The organism is Alteromonas sp. R7 (assembly GCF_055755235.1).
Map to the genome: position 1 here is coordinate 292,678 of NZ_JBVTQX010000001.1, position 19,562 is coordinate 312,239.

The window sequence follows — 19,562 nt, forward strand, 5'->3', positions numbered from 1 at the left end:
ACTATGCCTGAAAGAAAATTTAGATTGGTTACGCGAAGTGATTTCGATGGACTGGTATGTGCGGTTTTATTGAAAGATTTAGACTTAATTGACGATATTTTGTTTGTTCATCCAAAAGACATGCAAGACGGTAAAATTGATATTACCGAGAATGATATCACTACTAACCTGCCTTACGTTGCGGGTTGCCATATTGCCTTCGACCATCACTTAAGCGAAACAGTGCGTAACTCAGGCGATATTGATAATCACATCATAGACGCTAAAGCGCCGTCGGCGGCGCGCGTTGTTTACGACTATTACGGTGGTGCAGATAAATTTCCTAATATCTCAGTAGATATGATGGATGCAGTAGATAAAGGAGACTCTGCACAGTTTAGCGAAGAAGAAATCCTTGAGCCCACAGATTGGGTGCTCATGAATTTCATTATGGATGCGCGAACTGGGCTTGGTCGTTTCAGAGATTTCAAAATCTCTAACTATCAGCTAATGATGAAGCTAATAGATGCGTGCAAAGACCACAGCATTGAAGAAATACTGCAAATGGAAGACGTGGCCGAGCGCGTGAGTTTGTATCACGAGCACAATGAAATGGCGAAGGCGCAAATTGCCAAGTGTTCTACTGTATACGACAACCTAGTAGTGCTTGATTTAACCGACCAAGAAACCATTTACGCGACAAACCGGTTTGTTATTTATGCCATGTACCCCGACTGCAATATCTCTATTCACAAGATGTGGGGGCTGAAAAAGCAAAACGTGGTATTTGCTATTGGTAAATCCATTACTAATCGTAGCTCAAAAACCAATGTGGGAGAGTTGTGCTTGAAGTATGGCGGCGGTGGTCACATGAACGCAGGTACATGTCAGGTTGAAACCAGCAAAGCCGAAACTGTACTCGGCGAGCTTATCGAAACCATCACGAGTGATGGCTAAAGCTAATTGAATAGGAACGGTGGGGCAGAAAAAGTACTCTGACCCCATTTTTTTATTGGGTTAGCCTAACTTTAAAGAATTCGGCCAGGGTTTTACTGATCACGGGGTGTTGTGTATCTTGATTGAACAGGCAAATATTCACTTTGCCTAATTTGGGCAGGTGCGGGTGGTTTAGCGCTACAAGGTTTGCCGGTAAGCTTGATTTTGCTAGAGCTGTCACGCCTAGCCCCTGTTGAATGGCGGCAACCAATCCACCTAAATCTGCATTGGTATAGCTGATTTTCCATGCAAAGGTTTGCTGCTTTAACTGTTCAATAACGCGGCTTCGATACATACAACCGTCGGGAGCAAGCACCAAAGGAATATTGTTGCCAACCAACGGGTGAGCCGTGTCGCCAACCCAAACTACGTCATCTTCTAACACTACTTCGCCTTCTGTCTGCTCGCCCGGATTCACCAACGCCAAAATCAAATCGAAATGATCGCGCTGCGACGGGTGAAGCAAATCACGGCTTAAGGCCGAGGTCACTTCAAGTGATACATCGGGATAGCGCTTTGAAAATTCGCCAATTAGACCCGGCAATAATGTAGAAGCAAATTCATTGGGAATGCCAAGACGCAAGCGACCGCTTAGCGGGGCAGGGGTTAAGCTGCGAAAGATGTTATCGTTAAGCTCTAGCAATTCTTTCGCTTTTGGGTACAGCCAATTGCCGTCGGCGCTAGGCACATGCCGTTGCCCAACTTTAGTAAACAGCTTGCGGTCTAACTGCGACTCTAGTTTTTTAATTTGTAGGCTTATTGCCGGTTGAGAACGGCCCAAAAAATCGCCCGCTTTAGCGTAGCCACCAAGCTCAATAACGCTAACGAAGGTGCGTAAGGTATCAAGGGAAAGCTGCTTCATAGTTAATTACACTTTCTAATGAATTTGCCTGCTTTTATTATATTTTTAAATGTAAGCGGGCGAAAGGCGTAATTTTGTATGTTTGTGCGTTCTAACCAAGTTAGGGTTGCCTTACTCGATGCGCTCCCTCTACCGATTGCTGCATAGTGCGAAGTGCAAGGATATTGGGCTGTGCAAGTGGCGTTGAGTTATTAGAAAAGCGCTTCATTCCCGCAAAAATGCAGTACCAAGAAGGTCGCAAATAAACCAGTTTGTTATCTACTTCATTAAGCGCTTGTTCAAAGCTGGCGCCTTTGTCCCACGCATTCAGCAAATAAGAAAGGGTATCCGGCACCTTTAAGTCTTCGCGACAGGCGACCCAGTAGGCAGAATCGTCGCGCGTGTTTAAATAGTAATGAGCAGCAATGTAATCCCGAATGCCGTCGAACATTCGGTTTATCTCAGAATTATAGCGTACCTCTCTTCGCGGATTGTTACTTTGCCAGCAATCGATAAAGTGATGCAGTGCGTACTGCACCAGCATAAGTGCGGTGGCTTCCAATGGCTCAATAAAGCCCTGAGACAACCCTATGCATAAACAATTACCTTTCCAGTGTTCTTCTAGTCTGCCTACGGTCATTTTCAAATGCCGGGCTTGCTGATGGGGTTGGTCTGGTTCTAATGCAAGTCTAAGTTCTTCTTCTGCTTTGGCTTCAGTGCAAAATTGTGAACTGTATACATAACCGTTGCCGGTGCGACTAGTTAGGGGAATGTGCCACTGCCAACCGTATCTAAGCGCAATAGAGCGAGTTTGTAATGCCGTTGCTGGTGATGCTGTTGCATCGCTGGCAATGGCTACGGCAGCATCGTTAAATAAGGTGTCGGCATAGCTTGTAAACCTTCTAGACAGGGCTTGTTTGCCAAGAAGCCCACGAAACCCCGAGCAATCAATAAAAAAGTCTGCGCTTAATGTATTTCCGTCATCCAGTTTTAGCGCGGTAATAATGTGCTCATGACATTCTACATTTGCCACAGTGCCAATTTGGTGGGAAACCCCTTTATTCAGCGCGTATTCTTTTAAGAAATCTCCCAACAGCCCTGCATCAAAATGATAGGCGTAATCAATATTCGCAGAACTACAAATGGCGTCGGGTGTAATGCCTTTTTCTACCAAGTGCGCTGCCGTAAAGTAGTGCGACGGGTTAATGTCGTGCGAAGCGCCTTTTCTATATTCATTTACCGCGCTGAAGTACATATCCGCGGTGGGAATATCTAAAGAAGAGAAGAATGGGTGAAAATAGCTGTCAGATTCGGTGAACACGGGGCCCGTTTTTTCTGTTCCAGCCGTTGTTGTCCAACGCTCAAAGCTAATGCCCATCTTATACGTGGCGCTGCATTTCAGCATCCAATCACTTTCATTTATTTCGAGGAACTCAAAAAAGTGGCGCAGATAAGGCGTTGAACCTTCGCCTACGCCAACGGTGCTGATAACCGCAGATTCAAGAAGCGTTATTTTAGGGGCGGGGGCAGGTACATTACTGTTATTGGCCATCAACTCAGCGGTTCTTGCCAAGTAGCACGCCGTCATCCAGCCTGCTGTTCCGCCACCCACAATCACGATTTCTTGAGGTAATTTGTTCATTACTGTTTCTCGGTTGACGCGCGCACTACCAGTTCCGGGATGAAAGTATGGTTAAGGTTGTCGTGGGCAGCTTTGGCTTTCTTAGCTCGTAAATACTGAATTAACGACGCCGCAGCATGCTGCGCTATCTCATTAGTTGGCTGAGATGCCGTAGTTAACGGCGGAAAAGTCTGTCGGGAAAAGGGGCTGTTCTCAAACCCAGCAATTGCGAGTTCTTGAGGAACATCTACCCCCTTCATTCTTGCACCAAACAACGTACCCGCTGCAATCTCATCGTTACACGCAAACACAGCGGTAGGGGGCGGCGACATGGCGAGCAGCGTTTCGGAGCTTTTTACCCCAGTTTCAAATGAGTAGGTGCCTTTGATAATTAACGACTCATCAATTGCAATACCCGCTTTTTCTAACGCCGCTTTGTAGCCGTTCAAACGCTCAATGGTGGATTTGTGAATTTCTTCACCGGCAATAAACGCAATGTTTTTGTGACCCTGGCCAATAAGGTGCTCAGTTATATCGTATGCCGCTTTGAAGTCGTTCACCAACACGTAGGGGAGGGGCGATGGAAAGAGGCCGTCTCCAGATAAAATACGCACATAACTTATTTGGTTTTGATCAAGTTCCGATAATACCTCTGGCATTTCTGATAGCGGAGGCGAAAGGATAAGGCCAGCCAATTGAGCAGTGTCTACCATGTCCACTAGTTCTTTCGCTATGTTTTTAGAGCTTGCATCGCACGGGTGAATTAACAATTCGAAATTGTTTTTGCGACACACATCCAATATGCCTTTTTGCATATCGATTATGTAGTAGGCGTTGGGGTTGTCGTATACGTAACCCAGTACCGATGCTCCTTTGCTCGCTAAGTCTCGCGCTGCCTTGTTCGGCGTGTACTTTAAGGCCTTTATTGCCTCTTCAACACGTTGCAAGGTGTCGGGTTTTACCGTGCCTTCCTTGTTAATTACGCGCGAAACGGTCTTTATCGAAACCCCCGCCATTTCGGCAACACTTTTGATGGTAGCAGCCAAATTCTATCTCACTCTAAAAATTGGTTTAATTTTCAACAATTAAGAAGCTCGTATTACTTTTTTGTTAAAAAATTAATTGCAGCCTTACATTGTGTCATGTAAGTTAACATTCAATGACAGCGTTGTCATCAAAAAGCTGTACCCCACAACAACGCCTGTCATTTTATTATTTCAATAAATGACAGCGTTGTCATTTTTGGCTGAGAGAAGGTAAATACAATGTTCAAAAACCAACAACATAAACTAACAAGAAGTGTTCGCCTCGCCATAGCTATGGGCGCATTAACAAGTATTTCAGCACCTATTGCGGTAGCACAGGAAGCAGGTGAAACTGAAATCATCGAAGTCACAGGGATCCGCGGAAGCCAAAAGGCCAACATCAATGCCAAGCGTTTTTCTAACGCTATTGTTGACGCTATCACTGCTGAAGACATTGGTAAGTTCCCCGACAAAAACGTGGCAGAAACACTTGCCCGTGTTCCGGGTATTACCATCGACCGCGATTTTGGTGAAGGGCAAGGCGTAACTATACGCGGTGTTCAGCCAGACCAAAACTTGACCCTAGTGAACGGTCAAGCCGTGGGAACCGGTCAGTGGTTTGTATTATCAGACGCAACCCGTAACTTTAACTTCGAAATTTTAGCGTCGGAAATGATTGCGGGTTTAGAAGTGTACAAGTCGTCTCAGGCAGACATTGATGAAGGCGCATTGGGCGGAACGGTAATTCTAAAAACACGTAAGCCGTTCGACCTTGACGCTAATTCTGGGCAAATCTCGGTAGAAGGCCAGTATGGTGATATCGCCGATTCACTCGACCCAACGCTATCTGGTTTGTACAGCTGGAAAAACGATGACGAAACCTTTGGTATTCTTTTCTCAGGCTCTTATCAAGAAAGAACGGTAGAGCGTGAAACTAACGAAGACTTCGGCTGGTTCGGCCCTAGCATTCCTCGTATCGACCCACTTATTGAAGCACCTGTTGGCGCTTCACAAAAAGGCGCTATTCCATGGGGAATGGGCTCAGCGTTGTTTAAGCAAGACCGTGAGCGCGTTGGTTTTGATGTAACTGCTCAATGGGCACCTACCGACGACTTCGACGTGTCTGTCCACTATCTATCGTCAACGCTTAAAGCTGACAACGTAAACTCTAACTTAATTGGTATTCCGTTTCGCGGTGTGGCGTATACAGGTACAGACACCAGCCCAGGTACGGTGAGCAGCGACAACGTAGTAGAGTCGCTTAGCATGATGGGCGTAGATAACCGCCCTGAGTGGGCGCGCTTTATGGCGTATGACAACATCTTCCGCGATGGTTCTGAAATGTCTACCGAGATTGTAGATATTGAGGGGCACTACCTTATGGGTGATGGCAAGTTGCACTTCCAGTTAGGTACAACCACGGGTGAAGGCGAAAACCGAGATTTCTTTACTGAATTTTGGGCTAGCGCAAACGACCCGCGTGCAGCCATCGATTTTTACAACCCAGGTGGCGACAACCCGTATATCGATTTTACAACGGCAAGCCCATGGCTAGCTAACCCAACGGATGAAATGTGGTTGGGAGGAATATTCGACCAGCTAAATGCAACGGAAGATAAAGAAAACTATATCCAATTTGATTACGAGCATTCAGTAGACTGGGGTGCAGTAACCGAAATCAAAACGGGTATTAAGCGTCGCGATCGTAGCTTTGCGCAATCTCGTTACAGAACTGACTTGGCCAACTTAGCGCCGGTGGGTGAAGGTAGCCTTGGCCCAGCGTCATCGTTTTGGAATGGCGACATGATTAACGTGTCTCACGACAACACCAACGGTGTGGCTGCCAGCTATTTCTTCCCTGACAAAGACAGCATGTACAACGCGCTATATAGCGTAGCCGAATGTGCAGATGACACTACTATACTTTGCCGCCGTACCGATGAATTCTTAGATGAATCTTCATTTGAGATAGAAGAAGATATTACTGCACTTTACGCCATGGCGAAATTTAGTGGCGATGGTTTCAGAGGTAATGTGGGTATGCGTTACGTTGAAACCGATTCAACTTCGAACGGTTACGATCTAACAACAGGCGAAGCGGTAGCGTTTGACGGTGGTTACAACGAATGGCTGCCAAGCATCAACTTGTCGTACGACTTATCTGAAGATGTGTTACTACGTATGGCGGCAGCACGCGTGCTTACACGTCCAGCACCGTTTCAGTTAGCACCTGCGGTAAACTTAACGCCTGAAACTAGCTCTGGCTCTGCTGGTAACCCGCAGCTTAACCCGCTAACTGCTAACCAATTTGAAGTGGGTGCAGAATGGTACTTTAGCGAATCATCGGTAGCCGCGGTAACGGTGTTCAAGAAAGATATTAACGACTTTATCTTTACCAAAACCGTATCTCGTGAAATTGATGGTCAGCAAATCAATCAGCTAAGAACGCCAGAGAATGGTGGTTCAACCTCTATCGACGGTATCGAAATGCAAATTCAGCATGTGTTCGACAACGGTTTCGGTGGCTACGCTAACTACACCTACACTGATGTGGCCGACGCACAAGTAGATGAAGCGGTTGCCGTTACAGACGATGACGGCAACATCATTGGTGCTACTATCGCAACGCGCTCAGTAAGCTTTCCGAACACGTCAAAAGACTCGTTTAACGTAGGTGTGTTCTACGAAACTGATCTTTACAGCGCGCGCTTAAACTACAACTACCGCTCTGAGTACTTTATTGCCCAAGCTGAAATTGGCGATCAGTACCGCGACGAACAGTCACAGCTTGATGCGCAGGTAAGCTGGAACGTGACAGAAACCATTACACTCAAAGCTGAAGCCCTTAACCTTACCGACGAAATCTGGGAGAACTACTATGTTCGAAGCAGTGACGGTAAGCGACTTGGTGGAACGCAAAGTGCCAATGGACGCCGTTTCTTCATTGGCGCTAGCATGAAGTTCTAGTTGCTAGTATGTGAAGATAGTTCGTGTGTTCACTATCTTCACTTAGCATAGGGTAGGGCGTTTGCTTTACCCTTGTTTTACTCTGAAATTGTGATTTAAGGATGTGCGACGTGATCCGCAATTCGACGAATTTTGTCAAAGCGTGCTTGAGCTTATCGTTACTGCTAGTGGGTAGCGCTTCGGCAATGGCTGAAACGCCTTCGCTACAGCAAGCCAGCTTGAATACGCTAGGAGAAAGCCTCGATATACATTACGAAGTATTAAGTAATGTGGACGATAGTTTGTGCCGGGTACATATTCCAAAAGGCGACTGCTTTTCGTCAGAGCTTACGATAGCAACCATGGCAACTCCCATTGAAGCCTCTACGTCGCTTTACTTTAGTCATATTGTGCCTATTCGCGGGTATGACTCAAAAAATGCAATTCGCATTGAGCATATAAACGGTGACCTGCACCGCCTAACGTTCGAAGATAAGGTGAGCGCAAGTGAGCAAGTTAAGGTAACGCTATCTGCGCCCTTTTGGCACGCCTCTCGCTCGGACGCAATGCCGAACTATTACTTAACTTACCCTGCTTTATCACCGGTGGTGGTTGCCTCCACAACTCGTGTGAATGAGCCGGGAAGTAATTTGCTAATCAATCAACACACTGGCTTATGGAGCAAACAAGCCCAGTACAAACGTACTGAAAACGACAATACACCGCTTATGGACAGCGCGTATTTATACAATAAGGGCGATTCAGCGCTAATTTTAGGTGATGTCCAGAACCGTGTTATTCCCAACGTAGGTCGAAGAGATGATTCGGATAAATTTGTTGCAGCCGCTGGCATTAATATAGATAAGTCTGATCAAGACATGCTTGCTCCAGCCATTGAGCAAATGGCCTATTTTGGCCTCACTAACCAGAAAACAGGCTTACCACTTAAGGTTATTATTCGCAGCGCTAACAATGCGAACGCCCTTGCAAATGAACCCGCAACAATAAACTCGAAAGAAGGCTATGCGCTTAGCATAACAGAGCAAAGCGCTACGATAATTGCCAACGATAACATTAGTGCTAACTACGGTTTGCTAACGCTAATGCAAGTATTTGATGCGCAGCATGGCCGCTTTCCTATAACTGAAATCGCAGACTCGCCACGATTCGAATTTCGCGGAATGCACTTAGATATTGCTCGCCACTTTCCAGGAAAGGCAGCGATTGAATCTGTTGTTCGCCAAATGTTCACCTATAAGCTCAATAAGCTACACCTACACCTAAGTGATGACGAGGGCTGGAGATTATCTATCGATGCTTTGCCCGAACTTACCGAAATTGGTGCGTTTCGATGCCACGATTTGTCTGAAACACAGTGCTTGCTGCCTCAGCTAGGAAGCGGGCCTTTTAAAAGTGCTACAGGTAACGGCTTTCTTACGCAGCAAGATTACATTGATATTTTAACAATGGCGCACGCGCGCGGTATTGAAGTTATTCCGTCGCTTGATATGCCTGGCCATGCCCGCGCAGCAATTGTTGCTATGAATGCGCGCTACAAGCGGCTTATGGCAGAGGGTAACTCAGATGCTGCACATGAATTCTTATTGGTAGATAAAGAAGATAAAACCCAATATGAAAGCGTTCAATTCTATTCAGATAACACCATAAATCCCTGTTTAGATAGCAGCTATCATTTTATCGAAACCGTACTTACTTCTGTGAAATCACTGCATGAAAAGGCCAACGTTCCGTTGACGCACTTCCATGTTGGCGCCGATGAAACCGCCGGTGCTTGGGTGAAATCCCCTGTATGCGCTGCGAAAGGCCAAAAGGCAGATGAAATACTGCCGGCTTTTGTTACCGAAGTGCAGAAAATTGCGCAAAAGCACAATATAGCAATTGGTGGCTGGAGCGATGGCATGGAAAAAGCCGTAAATACACTGGATAACAGCAGCGCGTATACCAACGTTTGGCATTTGCTTGCTGCGGGAGGAGAGAAAACAGTATCGCATTTTGCGAAGGAAAATATTCCGGTAGTACTTTCGTTTCCAGACGTGCTTTATTTCGACTTTCCTTACCAAAGTAATCCTTATGAGCCTGGCTATTACTGGGGTTCACGGGCAACCGATACCGAAAAAGTATTTTCGTTTATGCCCGAACAGCTGCCGCTTCATGCCGAGTTATGGACCGACCGTATGGGCCACAGTTACAGCAGTTCTGCTGAGGCCGACACATCATCAGTAATCGGTATTCAGGGGCAGCTGTGGTCAGAAGTCACCGTGAATCAAGATGCCGTGGAATATATGGTGTTTCCCCGACTATTGGCCTTGGCTGAACGCGCTTGGCACTACGCACCATGGCAACAAAACGCGAAAGCACTTCATGAAAAAGGCGGTTTAGTAAACCGGCAGGTAAGCGACTGGCAAGCGTTTGAGTTAGCGTTATTTAACCGCCATGCACCCGCGCTAGTGCTGCAGGGAGTGAATGTGCGTGTACCTACGCCAGCAGCGGTAATTAACAATGGTAAGTTACATATGAAGCCAGTGTCTGGTCTTACGATGGAGTACTTAACTTCAGATAATAAGTGGGAAACCTTTACTGCTCCTGTTGAAGTGAAGGGGAACGTAACTGTTCGCGCTAGAATTGCGGGAACACAGCAAATGAGTCGACAGGTGCAGCTGTAAGCGCCTGTTTTTATTGGTTAAAATGACAGCGTTGTCATGTTTTTACCAAGTGCATCTATGCATTTATCTATACTGAGATGTTTAAATGAGCTCTGATTTATTTTTTATTGGCATAGACGGTGGTGGCACCAAGTGCCGAGCACGATTAGAAGACGTTGACGGAAATGTCTTAGGTGAGGGCGTAAGTGGCCCTGCCAATATTATGCGCGATAGCGATTTAGCTAAAGCGTCGATAGTAGATGCGATTAATATCGCTATTTCGAATGCGGGTAACGCCAACACATCTGAGCAAGTTTCGCTGTCGCGGTGCGTGGTAGGCGCCGGTCTAGCTGGCGCAAACATTGAGTCTGCGAAGCAACAGTTTGAACAATGGCAGCACCCGTTTCATTCGCTACACGTGTTAAGCGATTTACACGCCGCATGCGTTGGAGCACACAATGGAAACCCGGGAGCAGCGATAATTATTGGTACGGGTTCATCGGGCACTATGTGGCAAGATGAATCTTTTCAAGATGTTGGTGGGCACGGGTTTCCTATTGGCGACAAAGCCAGTGGGGCTTGGCTAGGCTTAAAGGCCGTTCAGCACACGCTATTGTGTTTAGATGAGTTGGAAGAAAAGGATGAACTTGCAGCAGAAGTGTGTAACGCCCTGCAATCATCATGCACCCAAGAAATCGTAGCGAAATGTGCGGAATTTAACACCCATCACTATGCCGCCTTGGTAGAACGTATGCTGCCTTTGCTATACACAAAACAAAAGAAGGTTACCGCACTTTTTGAAGAGGGGGCCGTGTACATTGAGCGTATGGCAAAGCGACTTCTTGCTAATCACAACCATTGTTTAGCCATGATAGGTGGGCTTAGCAATGTTTATTCAGCCTATTTTTCAGAATCCATCAAAGCGCGTTTAGTACCCTGCAAAGCAACGCCGCAGCAAGGTGCTATTTATCATGCAAAAGCCGCGTTTAATCACAAAGAAGGTGAGAAATGAGTTTATCTATAATGGCAAAAGAAGCCAGAGAGTTTCCGTCAGTTATTACGCAGCAGTTAGATAAGAATGATGAAGCGATCAGTCAGTTAGCGGGTAGGTTACAGCAATTAAACCCTAACTTAATTTACATTATTGGTCGCGGTTCGTCAGATCATGCCGGCGTGTTTGGAAAGTACCTATTTGAAACCGAGATGGGTATTCCAGTGTGCAGTGCCGCCCTTTCAATTGCAGGCATATTTAAACGCCAATTGAATTTGAAGGGGGCGGTAGCTTTTATCATCTCTCAATCTGGTCGTAGCCCAGACATACTAAAGCAAACCGAGTCGGCCAAAAACGGCGGGGCGTTTACGGTTGCCTTCGTGAATGATGAAACGTCGCCATTAGCCGAGCTGGCTGATGCCGTTATTCCTTTATCTGCCGGGGAAGAAAAGGCGGTTGCGGCTACTAAGAGCTTTTTAGCAACGCTGTCGGCGCTTCTCCATTTGTGTGCCCGTTGGAGCGAAAATACCTCGCTATTTAATGCGCTAAAAGCCATGCCTTCGCAGCTAGAGGCAGTGATCAATGCGCCGTCTCAGCTAACAAAAGCCCATTTAGAAAATACGCGAAACACCATTGTTTTAGGGCGTGGCTTTGGCTATGCGGTTGGGCGAGAAGTAGCGCTTAAATTAAAAGAAGTATTGGGTATACATGCCGAAGCGTTTAGCAGTGCAGAGTTCATCCATGGCCCAGTCACGTTAGTTGAGAAAAAGCTGAAGCTTATTTCGTTAAACATAGAAGATGAGAGCGCACCTTTTCATCAAAACATGGTGCAAGATGTGAGATCCCGTGGCGGTGAGTGCATAGATCTGCAAGGGGGAGTAACGTCTTCACACCCAAGGCTGAACGCACTTTTACTAATGCAACGCTTCTATCTGGATATAGAGAAAATTGCCGTTGAATTAGGTTTGAACCCAGATACGCCACCCGGATTAAACAAGGTAACGAAAACCCAATGAAGACCATTATTCTGGCTGAAAAGGTGCTGATGAACGGTGCCTGGCAGCATAATCAGGTGCTGAGCATTGAAAAGGGTGTGATAGTTGACATTGCACCTCTTTCTTATTTTAAGAAAGACGCAACGTCAGTTATCAACGAGCGCATACGTGGTGCAGTTATTCCAGGCTACATCGACACACAGGTAAATGGTGGTGGGGGCGCGATGTTTAATCATACTCCCACGATTGAAAGCATAAACGCGATGGCCGAAGCGCACTTGAAATACGGCACTACTACATTGTTTCCAACGCTCATTACCGACGATATAGACACCATTGAGCAAGCGGCAGATGCAGTAAGCGAGGCCATTGCACAGGCGCATCCCAGCGTTGAGGGGGTTCATTTTGAAGGGCCGCACCTTTCTGTTGAGAAAAAAGGCGTGCACTTGCCACGCTATATTCGCGCACTTTCAGATTGTGAACTGGCAACCTATACCCGAAGAGATATTGGGCAAGTTCTTATCACCGTTGCGCCTGAAAACGTGCCTTGCGACATCATCCGAGATTTGGTGGGGCAAGGAGTTATTGTTGCATTAGGGCACTCAAACGCACCGTTTGAAACCGTGCAGAATGCATTGGACGCTGGGGCATCAGGCTTTACCCACCTTTATAACGCCATGTCGCCACTGACTTCCAGAGAGCCTGGAATGGTGGGGGCGGCGCTACTTAACAACAGCGTGTGCGGGATAATTGTGGACCATCATCACATTCACCCGAAAGCGGTAGAGCTGGCTTATAAGGTGAAAGGGCCGCATCAATTAATGCTAGTGACTGACGCCATGGCCCACGTGGGCGCAAGCGACGATACCATCGCGTTCTTCGATACTCATATCACGCGCCAAGGTAACAAGTTAACCACGCCCGACGGGACGTTAGCCGGTAGCTGTTTAGATATGCACGGCGCAGTAACGAACAGCATTAACGACATCAATATCGCATTAGAACATGCCAGTACCATGGCAAGCGCAACGCCAGCACGCTTCACCAAAATACATGATAGGGTAGGTGAACTAGAGGTAGGAAAGCGCGCTAACTTTTTAGTGATAAACAACGACAATACTCTGTTAGAAGTGTGGCAGAACGGAAGTAAACGCCTTTGCGCTAACTAACAACATAATAATAAATAAGAGATCTTTGCTATGACAACACAAGCTCAGTCGCAAGTACCCAACGCAACAGGAATGGGGCGCTTTGTACCTATTCTAAGTATCGGTTTACTGTTTTTCATTTTCGGCTTCATTACATGGTTAAACGGGGCATTAATTCCGTTTTTGCAAATGGTGTGCGAGCTAACAGAAATGCAAGCGTTGCTTATCGCCTTTTGTTTTTACATCGCTTATGTCGTCATGGCGCTACCTATGGCAAAGATCCTCGAAAAAACAGGCTACCAGAAGGGCATGAGCCTAGGGCTTAGCATTATCGCCGTGGGATGTTTGTTGTTTGTACCTGCCGCACTTAGCGCCATGTTCCCCGTGTTTTTGCTGGCACAATTTGTGGTAGGTAGCGGTTTGACCATACTTCAAACAGCATCAAACCCGTTCATTGTTCGCCTAGGTAACGAAGAAAGCGCTGCCGCTCGCATTGCCTTTATGGGCCTTCTTAACAAAGCGGCTGGCGTGCTGGCTCCTATTGTTTTTACTAGTCTAGTGTTAAGTGGTTTGCCTGACGTAAACCAAGAGTCGTTAAACGCCATGCCACAAGACGTAAAAGCCACGCTAATTAATGATATGTCTGTCTCACTTATTCAGCCTTACGTTGCAATGGCAATCGCATTGGGCGTACTGGCTCTGGTATTTATGCGCCTTGCATTGCCGACCATTAATGATGAGCAAGCTGAAGGTGAAACTGTGGAAGCATCGCTTTCCTCAAATAAAGATAAAAAGATCCTGCATTTCCCACACTTAGTATTGGGCGCAATAAGCCTGTTTTTCTACGTTGGGGTAGAAGTTATTGCTGGCGACACCATTGGGTTGTATGGCTCTTCAATTGGCGTAGAAAACGCGACCACGCTTACGTCATTTACCATGATTGCTATGGTTATCGGGTACGCAGTAGGCCTTATTTGTATTCCTCGATTTATTTCTCAGCAAACGGCGCTACTAAGCTCTGCGGTGTTTGGCGTAGTTTTCACCACATGCATTCTAATGAGCTCAAACACTGATACTGGGATCTCTGAAGTGCTGTGGGGATGGACGGGCGTGCAATCGCTTCCTTTCTTACCTAACAGCGTGACGTGTATTGCGCTTCTTGGCTTGGCAAATGCCATGGTGTGGCCTGCAATCTGGCCGCTGGCGCTAAATAATTTAGGTAAATACACTGCACAAGGTTCGGCACTGCTTATCATGGGGATTGCAGGTGGTGCTATTTTGCCCATGGTTTACGGCGGAGCTAGTGAGCTAGTTGGTGGTCAAAGTGCCTACGCGATCATGCTACCTTGCTACTGCTTTATTGCTTACTACGCCGTATTGGGCTGTAAAAAACAACGCTGGTAAATGCCAGTGTTTTACCGTGTGGCTCACGGTTCAACTGTTTAAAGAAATGCGCTTTTTAGCGCATTTCTTTTTGTTGGTCTGCGCTGCTGCATTAAAACTGGTGCTGTCGCATTAAAGTCGGTGCTGCCACATTAGAAAAGGCAAGTAGCTGCAGTAGTTTGACGAGTCTTCACCAACTCTTAACTTATACTGAATATTTGTATTTCTGATGTTCAGTGTTTGATACATTTGCTTTTTAAATGTATTGATAAAAATTTCCAATTTGTTGCATAAACGTTAGCTCACTATACTCAATTTCGTTTTCTACCTTTCAAATTAAAAAGAGTAAGTGGAATGTCTAGTACCACCGCCCTACACGCAAAGCACCTAGAAGCCGGTGCGAAAATGGTCGATTTCTTCGGCTGGGATATGCCAATTAACTATGGTTCACAAATTGAAGAGCATCACGCTGTGCGTCAAGACGCCGGTATGTTTGATGTGTCTCACATGACCATTGTTGATGTAAAAGGCACACAAGCCAAAGCGTATCTCCAGTACCTTTTAGCCAACGACGTGGCAAAACTAAAAGACAAAGGCAAAGCGCTATACAGCGGCATGCTTAACGAAGAAGGCGGTGTTGTAGACGACCTTATCGTTTATCACTTCGACGAGACTAACTATCGTTTAGTGGTTAACTCAGCAACGCGCGAAAAAGACATGAATTGGTTAATGAGCAAAGCAGAAGGCTTTGACGTAACCATCACCGAGCGCCCTGAATTTGCCATGATTGCCGTACAAGGCCCTAACGCAAAAGAAAAAGCCGCCACCTTGTTCAGCGCAGCGCAAAAAGAAGCAGTAGCGGGCATGAAGCCATTCTTTGGTGTACAAGCAGAAGACTTATTCATTGCTACCACAGGTTATACCGGTGAAGCAGGCTATGAAATTATGGTGCCAGCTGAGCAAGCGGAAAACTTTTGGCAAGCACTACTAGACGCGGGCGTTAAGCCATGCGGCCTGGGTGCTCGCGACACCCTTCGCCTAGAAGCAGGCATGAACCTATACGGCCAAGATATGGATGAAACTGTATCACCACTAGCTGCCAACATGGGCTGGACAATTACATGGGAACCGGCAGAACGTGACTTCGTAGGTCGTAAAGCATTAGAAGCGCAGCGCGAAGCGGGTACCGACAAGCTAGTAGGCTTGGTAATGACTGAAAAAGGCGTGCTGCGTCATGGTCTTAAAGTGAAAACAGAAAGCGGCGAAGGCGTTATCACTTCAGGTACGTTCTCTCCAACTCTAGGCCACTCAATTGCCATGGCACGAGTACCTAGTGATGTTGGTGAAACAGTAGAAGTGGAAATGCGCAAAAAGTGGGTTACAGTAAAAGTGGTTAAGCCCTCCTTTGTTCGCAATGGAAAAAGTGTTTTATAAGGCCAAAAGCTTCAAGGCCCCGAAAGTTAACAGAGAATAACAGGAACGATTATGAGCAACATCCCAACTGATCTACGCTATGCCGCTACGCACGAATGGGTTCGCCCTGAAGGTGACGGTGTTTTCACTGTAGGTATTTCTGAGCACGCACAAGGCTTACTTGGCGACATGGTTTTCGTTGAATTGCCAGATGTTGGCGATACAGTAAGCACTGGTGACGACATATGTGTTGCTGAATCGGTAAAAGCAGCATCTGACGTATATGCGCCAATCTCAGGTGAAGTGGTTGAAGTAAACGAAGACCTAGAAGATTCACCAGAACTAGTTAACTCTGACCCATATGGCGACGGTTGGCTATTCAAAATTAAAGCTGACGATGCGGCTGAAGTAGAAGGTCTACTAGACGCTGAAGGCTACGAAAACAGCATCGACGAAGAGTAATTCGTTACGCAGTTTTAAAAGAAACATATTTTGAAAAGGGGCATGAAGATAATTCAGCCCCTTTTTAACTTAAAGATTTAACGCGCCCTTGCGGCAACCATTACGAGTGCTTAACAACGTTATGTCGAATACTTCCCCTACATTGGCTCAACTAGAGCAAAAAGATACATTTATCCGCCGTCACATTGGCCCGGGTAAAGGCGAAATTGAAGAAATGCTGTCTGCCATTGGTGCAAGCTCACTAGACGATTTAATCGAGCAAACTGTACCGGCAGGTATTGCGCTACCAGAGCCACTAAAATGTGGTGAAGGGGCGACAGAAGTTGAAGCATTAAGTGAACTTAAAGCCGTTGCAGAAAAGAACAAAATTAACCGTTCTTTCATTGGTATGGGTTACTACGATACCCACGTACCCAACGTTATTCTTCGTAACGTGCTAGAAAACCCAGGTTGGTACACAGCATACACGCCTTACCAGCCAGAAATTGCCCAAGGCCGTTTGGAAGCTATTCTTAACTTCCAACAAGTGACCATTGACCTAACAGGCCTAGAGCTAGCATCGGCATCGTTGCTTGATGAAGGTACAGCGGCAGCAGAAGCCATGGGCCTTGCTAAGCGTGTGTCTAAGAACAAGAAAGCGAATGCGTTCTTTATTGCTAACGACGTCCACCCACAAACGGTTGACGTGGTTGAAACCCGCGCTGAAATGTTTGGTTTTGAAATCATTAAAGGTGAAGCAGAAGAAGCAGCTGAGCACGATATTTTTGGTGCGCTACTTCAATACCCAACTTCTACAGGCGAAGTAAAAGACATCAGCGACATCATTTCTGCGGTACAAGCGAAAAAAGGGATTGTGGCAGTAGCCGCTGACCTTATGAGCTTGGTAATGCTTAAGTCGCCAGGCGAGCTAGGTGCAGACGTGGCACTGGGTAGTGCACAGCGCTTTGGTGTACCTATGGGCTACGGTGGCCCGCACGCGGCATTCTTTGCTACACGCGACAGCTACAAGCGTTCACTACCTGGCCGTATTATTGGTGTAAGTAAAGACACCCGCGGTCGCCCAGCACTTCGCATGGCGCTACAAACCCGTGAACAACACATTCGCCGTGAAAAAGCGAACTCAAACATTTGTACAGCGCAGGTGCTGCTAGCCAACATGGCAAGCTTCTACGCGGTATATCACGGCCCACAAGGCCTTAAAACCATTGCGGAGCGCATTCACCGCTTTGCTGACATTCTTGCTACTGGTTTAAACCAGAAAGGTGCGGAAAAAGGTGTAGCTCTTAAACATAGCACGTACTTCGACACGCTAACCGTAATGGTAAGCAACAAAGAAGACGTACTAGAGAAAGCCTACGCAAAAGGCATGAACCTGCGTGCAGACCTTGAAGGTGCGGTAGGTGTGTCGCTAGACGAAACCACGACACGTGAAGACATTCTTGCGCTATTCGACGTACTGCTTGGTGAAGATCACGGCCTAACGGTAGAAGGTTTAGACGCAGAAGTAACCACGCAAGCTGTGAAGTCTATCCCTGACGGTCTTGTACGTACCAGCGACTTCCTGACACACGAAGTGTTTAACAAGTATCACTCTGAAACAGAGATGCTTCGTTACATCAAGAGCCTTGAAAACAAAGACTTGGCACTAAATCACTCAATGATTTCATTGGGCTCGTGCACCATGAAGCTAAACGCAACGGCTGAAATGATCCCAGTAACATGGGCTGAATTCGGTCAGCTTCACCCGTTTGCTCCACTAGACCAAGCAGTAGGCTATCAAGAAATGATTGCCGAGCTAGCCGAGTGGCTAATTAACGTAACGGGTTACGACGCGCTTTCTATGCAGCCTAACTCAGGTGCGCAAGGTGAATATGCGGGCCTATTGGCTATTCAGCGTTACCACGAAAGCCGTGGCGAAGGTCACAGAAACGTGTGCCTAATTCCAAGCTCGGCCCACGGTACTAACCCTGCATCAGCGCAAATGGTTAGCCTTAAAGTGGTAGTAGTGGCTTGTGACGCTAACGGTAACGTAGACCTTGACGACCTTCGCAAAAAAGCAGAAGAAGTAGGTGAGAACCTATCGTGCGCCATGATCACATACCCGTCTACCCACGGTGTATATGAAGAAACCGTACGCGAGATTTGTGACATTGTTCACCAATACGGCGGTCAGGTTTACATGGACGGCGCGAACATGAACGCGCAGGTGGGCATTACATCACCTGGCTTCATTGGTTCAGACGTGTCGCACCTTAACCTGCACAAAACCTTCTGTATTCCACACGGTGGTGGCGGCCCAGGTATGGGACCAATTGGTGTTAAGTCGCATCTTGCGCCTTTCCTACCAAACCACACGGTTGTTAACGTAGAAACGGCGGGCAAAGACTGTGGTGCGGTATCGGCAGCGCCATGGGGCAGTGCATCAATTCTGCCTATTAGCTACATGTACATCAAAATGATGGGTAGCGCAGGCTTACGTAAAGCAACCGAAGTCGCTATTCTTAACGCTAACTATGTGGCTAAGAAGCTAGAAGGGCACTTCCCAGTGCTTTACAAAGGCAACAACGACCGCGTAGCGCACGAATGTATTATTGACCTTCGCCCGCTTAAAGAAGCAAGCGGTGTAACCGAGCTAGACATTGCGAAGCGTCTGAACGACTACGGTTTCCACGCGCCAACCATGAGCTTCCCAGTAGCGGGTACGCTTATGATTGAGCCAACCGAGTCGGAAGCGAAGTACGAACTAGACCGTTTCATTAACGCTATGGTTAGCATTCGCCAAGAAATTGCGAAAGTAGAAAGCGGCGAGTGGGATGCCACTGACAACCCGCTACACAACGCACCGCACACACTAGCTGACATCTGTGACAGCGACTGGAACCGCAGCTACGACCGCATGCTAGCGGCGTACCCAGCACCAGAAGTACACAGAAACAAGTTCTGGCCAACAGTTAACCGTATTGATGACGTTTACGGCGACCGAAACCTGATCTGTTCTTGCCCTAGCATTGAGAGCTATGTTGAGGAGTAGGGTGCTGGTTTAGCAGCGCTGCTGCTGGGTACTGATTGATTTGAAAGGCGAACCTTGGGGTTCGCCTT

At 46.9% G+C, this 19,562-nt stretch carries 13 protein-coding genes; 10 read left to right on the forward strand and 3 right to left on the reverse strand.

All coding sequences use genetic code 11. The features are described from left to right. Window positions 1–3: 3 nt before the first annotated feature. Window positions 4–936 (forward strand): DHH family phosphoesterase, encoded by a 933-nt coding sequence (locus AC0J2X_RS01280; protein ID WP_472995690.1) that lies wholly within the window; start codon window positions 4–6, stop codon window positions 934–936. A gap of 52 nt (window positions 937–988) precedes the next feature. On the opposite strand, the gene AC0J2X_RS01285 is transcribed toward AC0J2X_RS01280, so the two are convergent. The 3 genes from AC0J2X_RS01285 to AC0J2X_RS01295 form a co-directional block, all read right to left on the reverse strand. After that, window positions 989–1,837 carry a LysR family transcriptional regulator gene (locus tag AC0J2X_RS01285; RefSeq protein ID WP_014950370.1) on the reverse strand — a complete coding sequence of 283 codons (849 nt, stop codon included), beginning with the start codon at window positions 1,835–1,837 and terminating at the stop codon, window positions 989–991. Window positions 1,838–1,937: 100 nt separating this feature from the next. After that, entirely contained in the window at window positions 1,938–3,458 is a 1,521-nt protein-coding gene (locus AC0J2X_RS01290; protein ID WP_472995691.1) for a tryptophan halogenase family protein, read from the reverse strand. After that, entirely contained in the window at window positions 3,458–4,483 is a 1,026-nt protein-coding gene (locus tag AC0J2X_RS01295) for a LacI family DNA-binding transcriptional regulator (RefSeq protein ID WP_081106107.1), read from the reverse strand. Before AC0J2X_RS01295 ends, AC0J2X_RS01290 begins: the two co-directional genes overlap by 1 nt. 219 nt (window positions 4,484–4,702) lie before the next feature. Here AC0J2X_RS01295 and AC0J2X_RS01300 point away from each other — a divergent pair, with 219 nt between their 5' ends. The 9 genes from AC0J2X_RS01300 (at window position 4,703) to gcvP (ending at window position 19,494) form a co-directional block, all read left to right on the forward strand. Beyond that, window positions 4,703–7,429, forward strand: coding sequence for a TonB-dependent receptor (locus AC0J2X_RS01300; protein WP_039232232.1), 2,727 nt, complete (start codon window positions 4,703–4,705; stop codon window positions 7,427–7,429). Between the two features lie 101 nt (window positions 7,430–7,530). Next, a complete protein-coding gene (locus AC0J2X_RS01305) occupies window positions 7,531–10,092 on the forward strand; it encodes a family 20 glycosylhydrolase (RefSeq protein ID WP_472995692.1) in 2,562 nt (853 codons plus the stop codon). 85 nt (window positions 10,093–10,177) lie between these two features. Beyond that, the gene (locus tag AC0J2X_RS01310; RefSeq protein ID WP_472995693.1) at window positions 10,178–11,083 is read left to right on the forward strand and encodes a glucosamine kinase nucleotide-binding domain-containing protein; all 906 of its coding nucleotides are present in this window, start codon (window positions 10,178–10,180) and stop codon (window positions 11,081–11,083) included. Then, on the forward strand, window positions 11,080–12,078 hold the full coding sequence (nagB-II, locus tag AC0J2X_RS01315) for a glucosamine-6-phosphate deaminase NagB-II (RefSeq protein ID WP_472995694.1): 999 nt from the start codon (window positions 11,080–11,082) through the stop codon (window positions 12,076–12,078). The genes AC0J2X_RS01310 and nagB-II overlap by 4 nt, the downstream gene beginning before the upstream one ends. Then, a complete protein-coding gene (gene nagA / locus AC0J2X_RS01320) occupies window positions 12,075–13,226 on the forward strand; it encodes an N-acetylglucosamine-6-phosphate deacetylase (RefSeq protein WP_472995695.1) in 1,152 nt (383 codons plus the stop codon). Before nagB-II ends, nagA begins: the two co-directional genes overlap by 4 nt. A 30-nt stretch (window positions 13,227–13,256) precedes the next feature. Further along, window positions 13,257–14,609, forward strand: a complete 1,353-nt coding sequence (locus tag AC0J2X_RS01325) for a sugar MFS transporter (protein ID WP_014977193.1) — start codon at window positions 13,257–13,259, stop codon at window positions 14,607–14,609. Window positions 14,610–14,942: 333 nt separating this feature from the next. Beyond that, entirely contained in the window at window positions 14,943–16,022 is a 1,080-nt protein-coding gene (gene gcvT, locus AC0J2X_RS01330) for a glycine cleavage system aminomethyltransferase GcvT (RefSeq protein WP_472995696.1), read from the forward strand. A 51-nt stretch (window positions 16,023–16,073) separates the two neighbouring features. Then, window positions 16,074–16,463: a glycine cleavage system protein GcvH gene (gene gcvH / locus AC0J2X_RS01335; RefSeq protein WP_287148952.1), complete on the forward strand. Its 390-nt coding sequence runs from the start codon at window positions 16,074–16,076 to the stop codon at window positions 16,461–16,463. 121 nt (window positions 16,464–16,584) lie between these two features. After that, window positions 16,585–19,494, forward strand: coding sequence for an aminomethyl-transferring glycine dehydrogenase (gene gcvP, locus AC0J2X_RS01340; RefSeq protein ID WP_272965227.1), 2,910 nt, complete (start codon window positions 16,585–16,587; stop codon window positions 19,492–19,494). Window positions 19,495–19,562 lie beyond the last annotated feature (68 nt).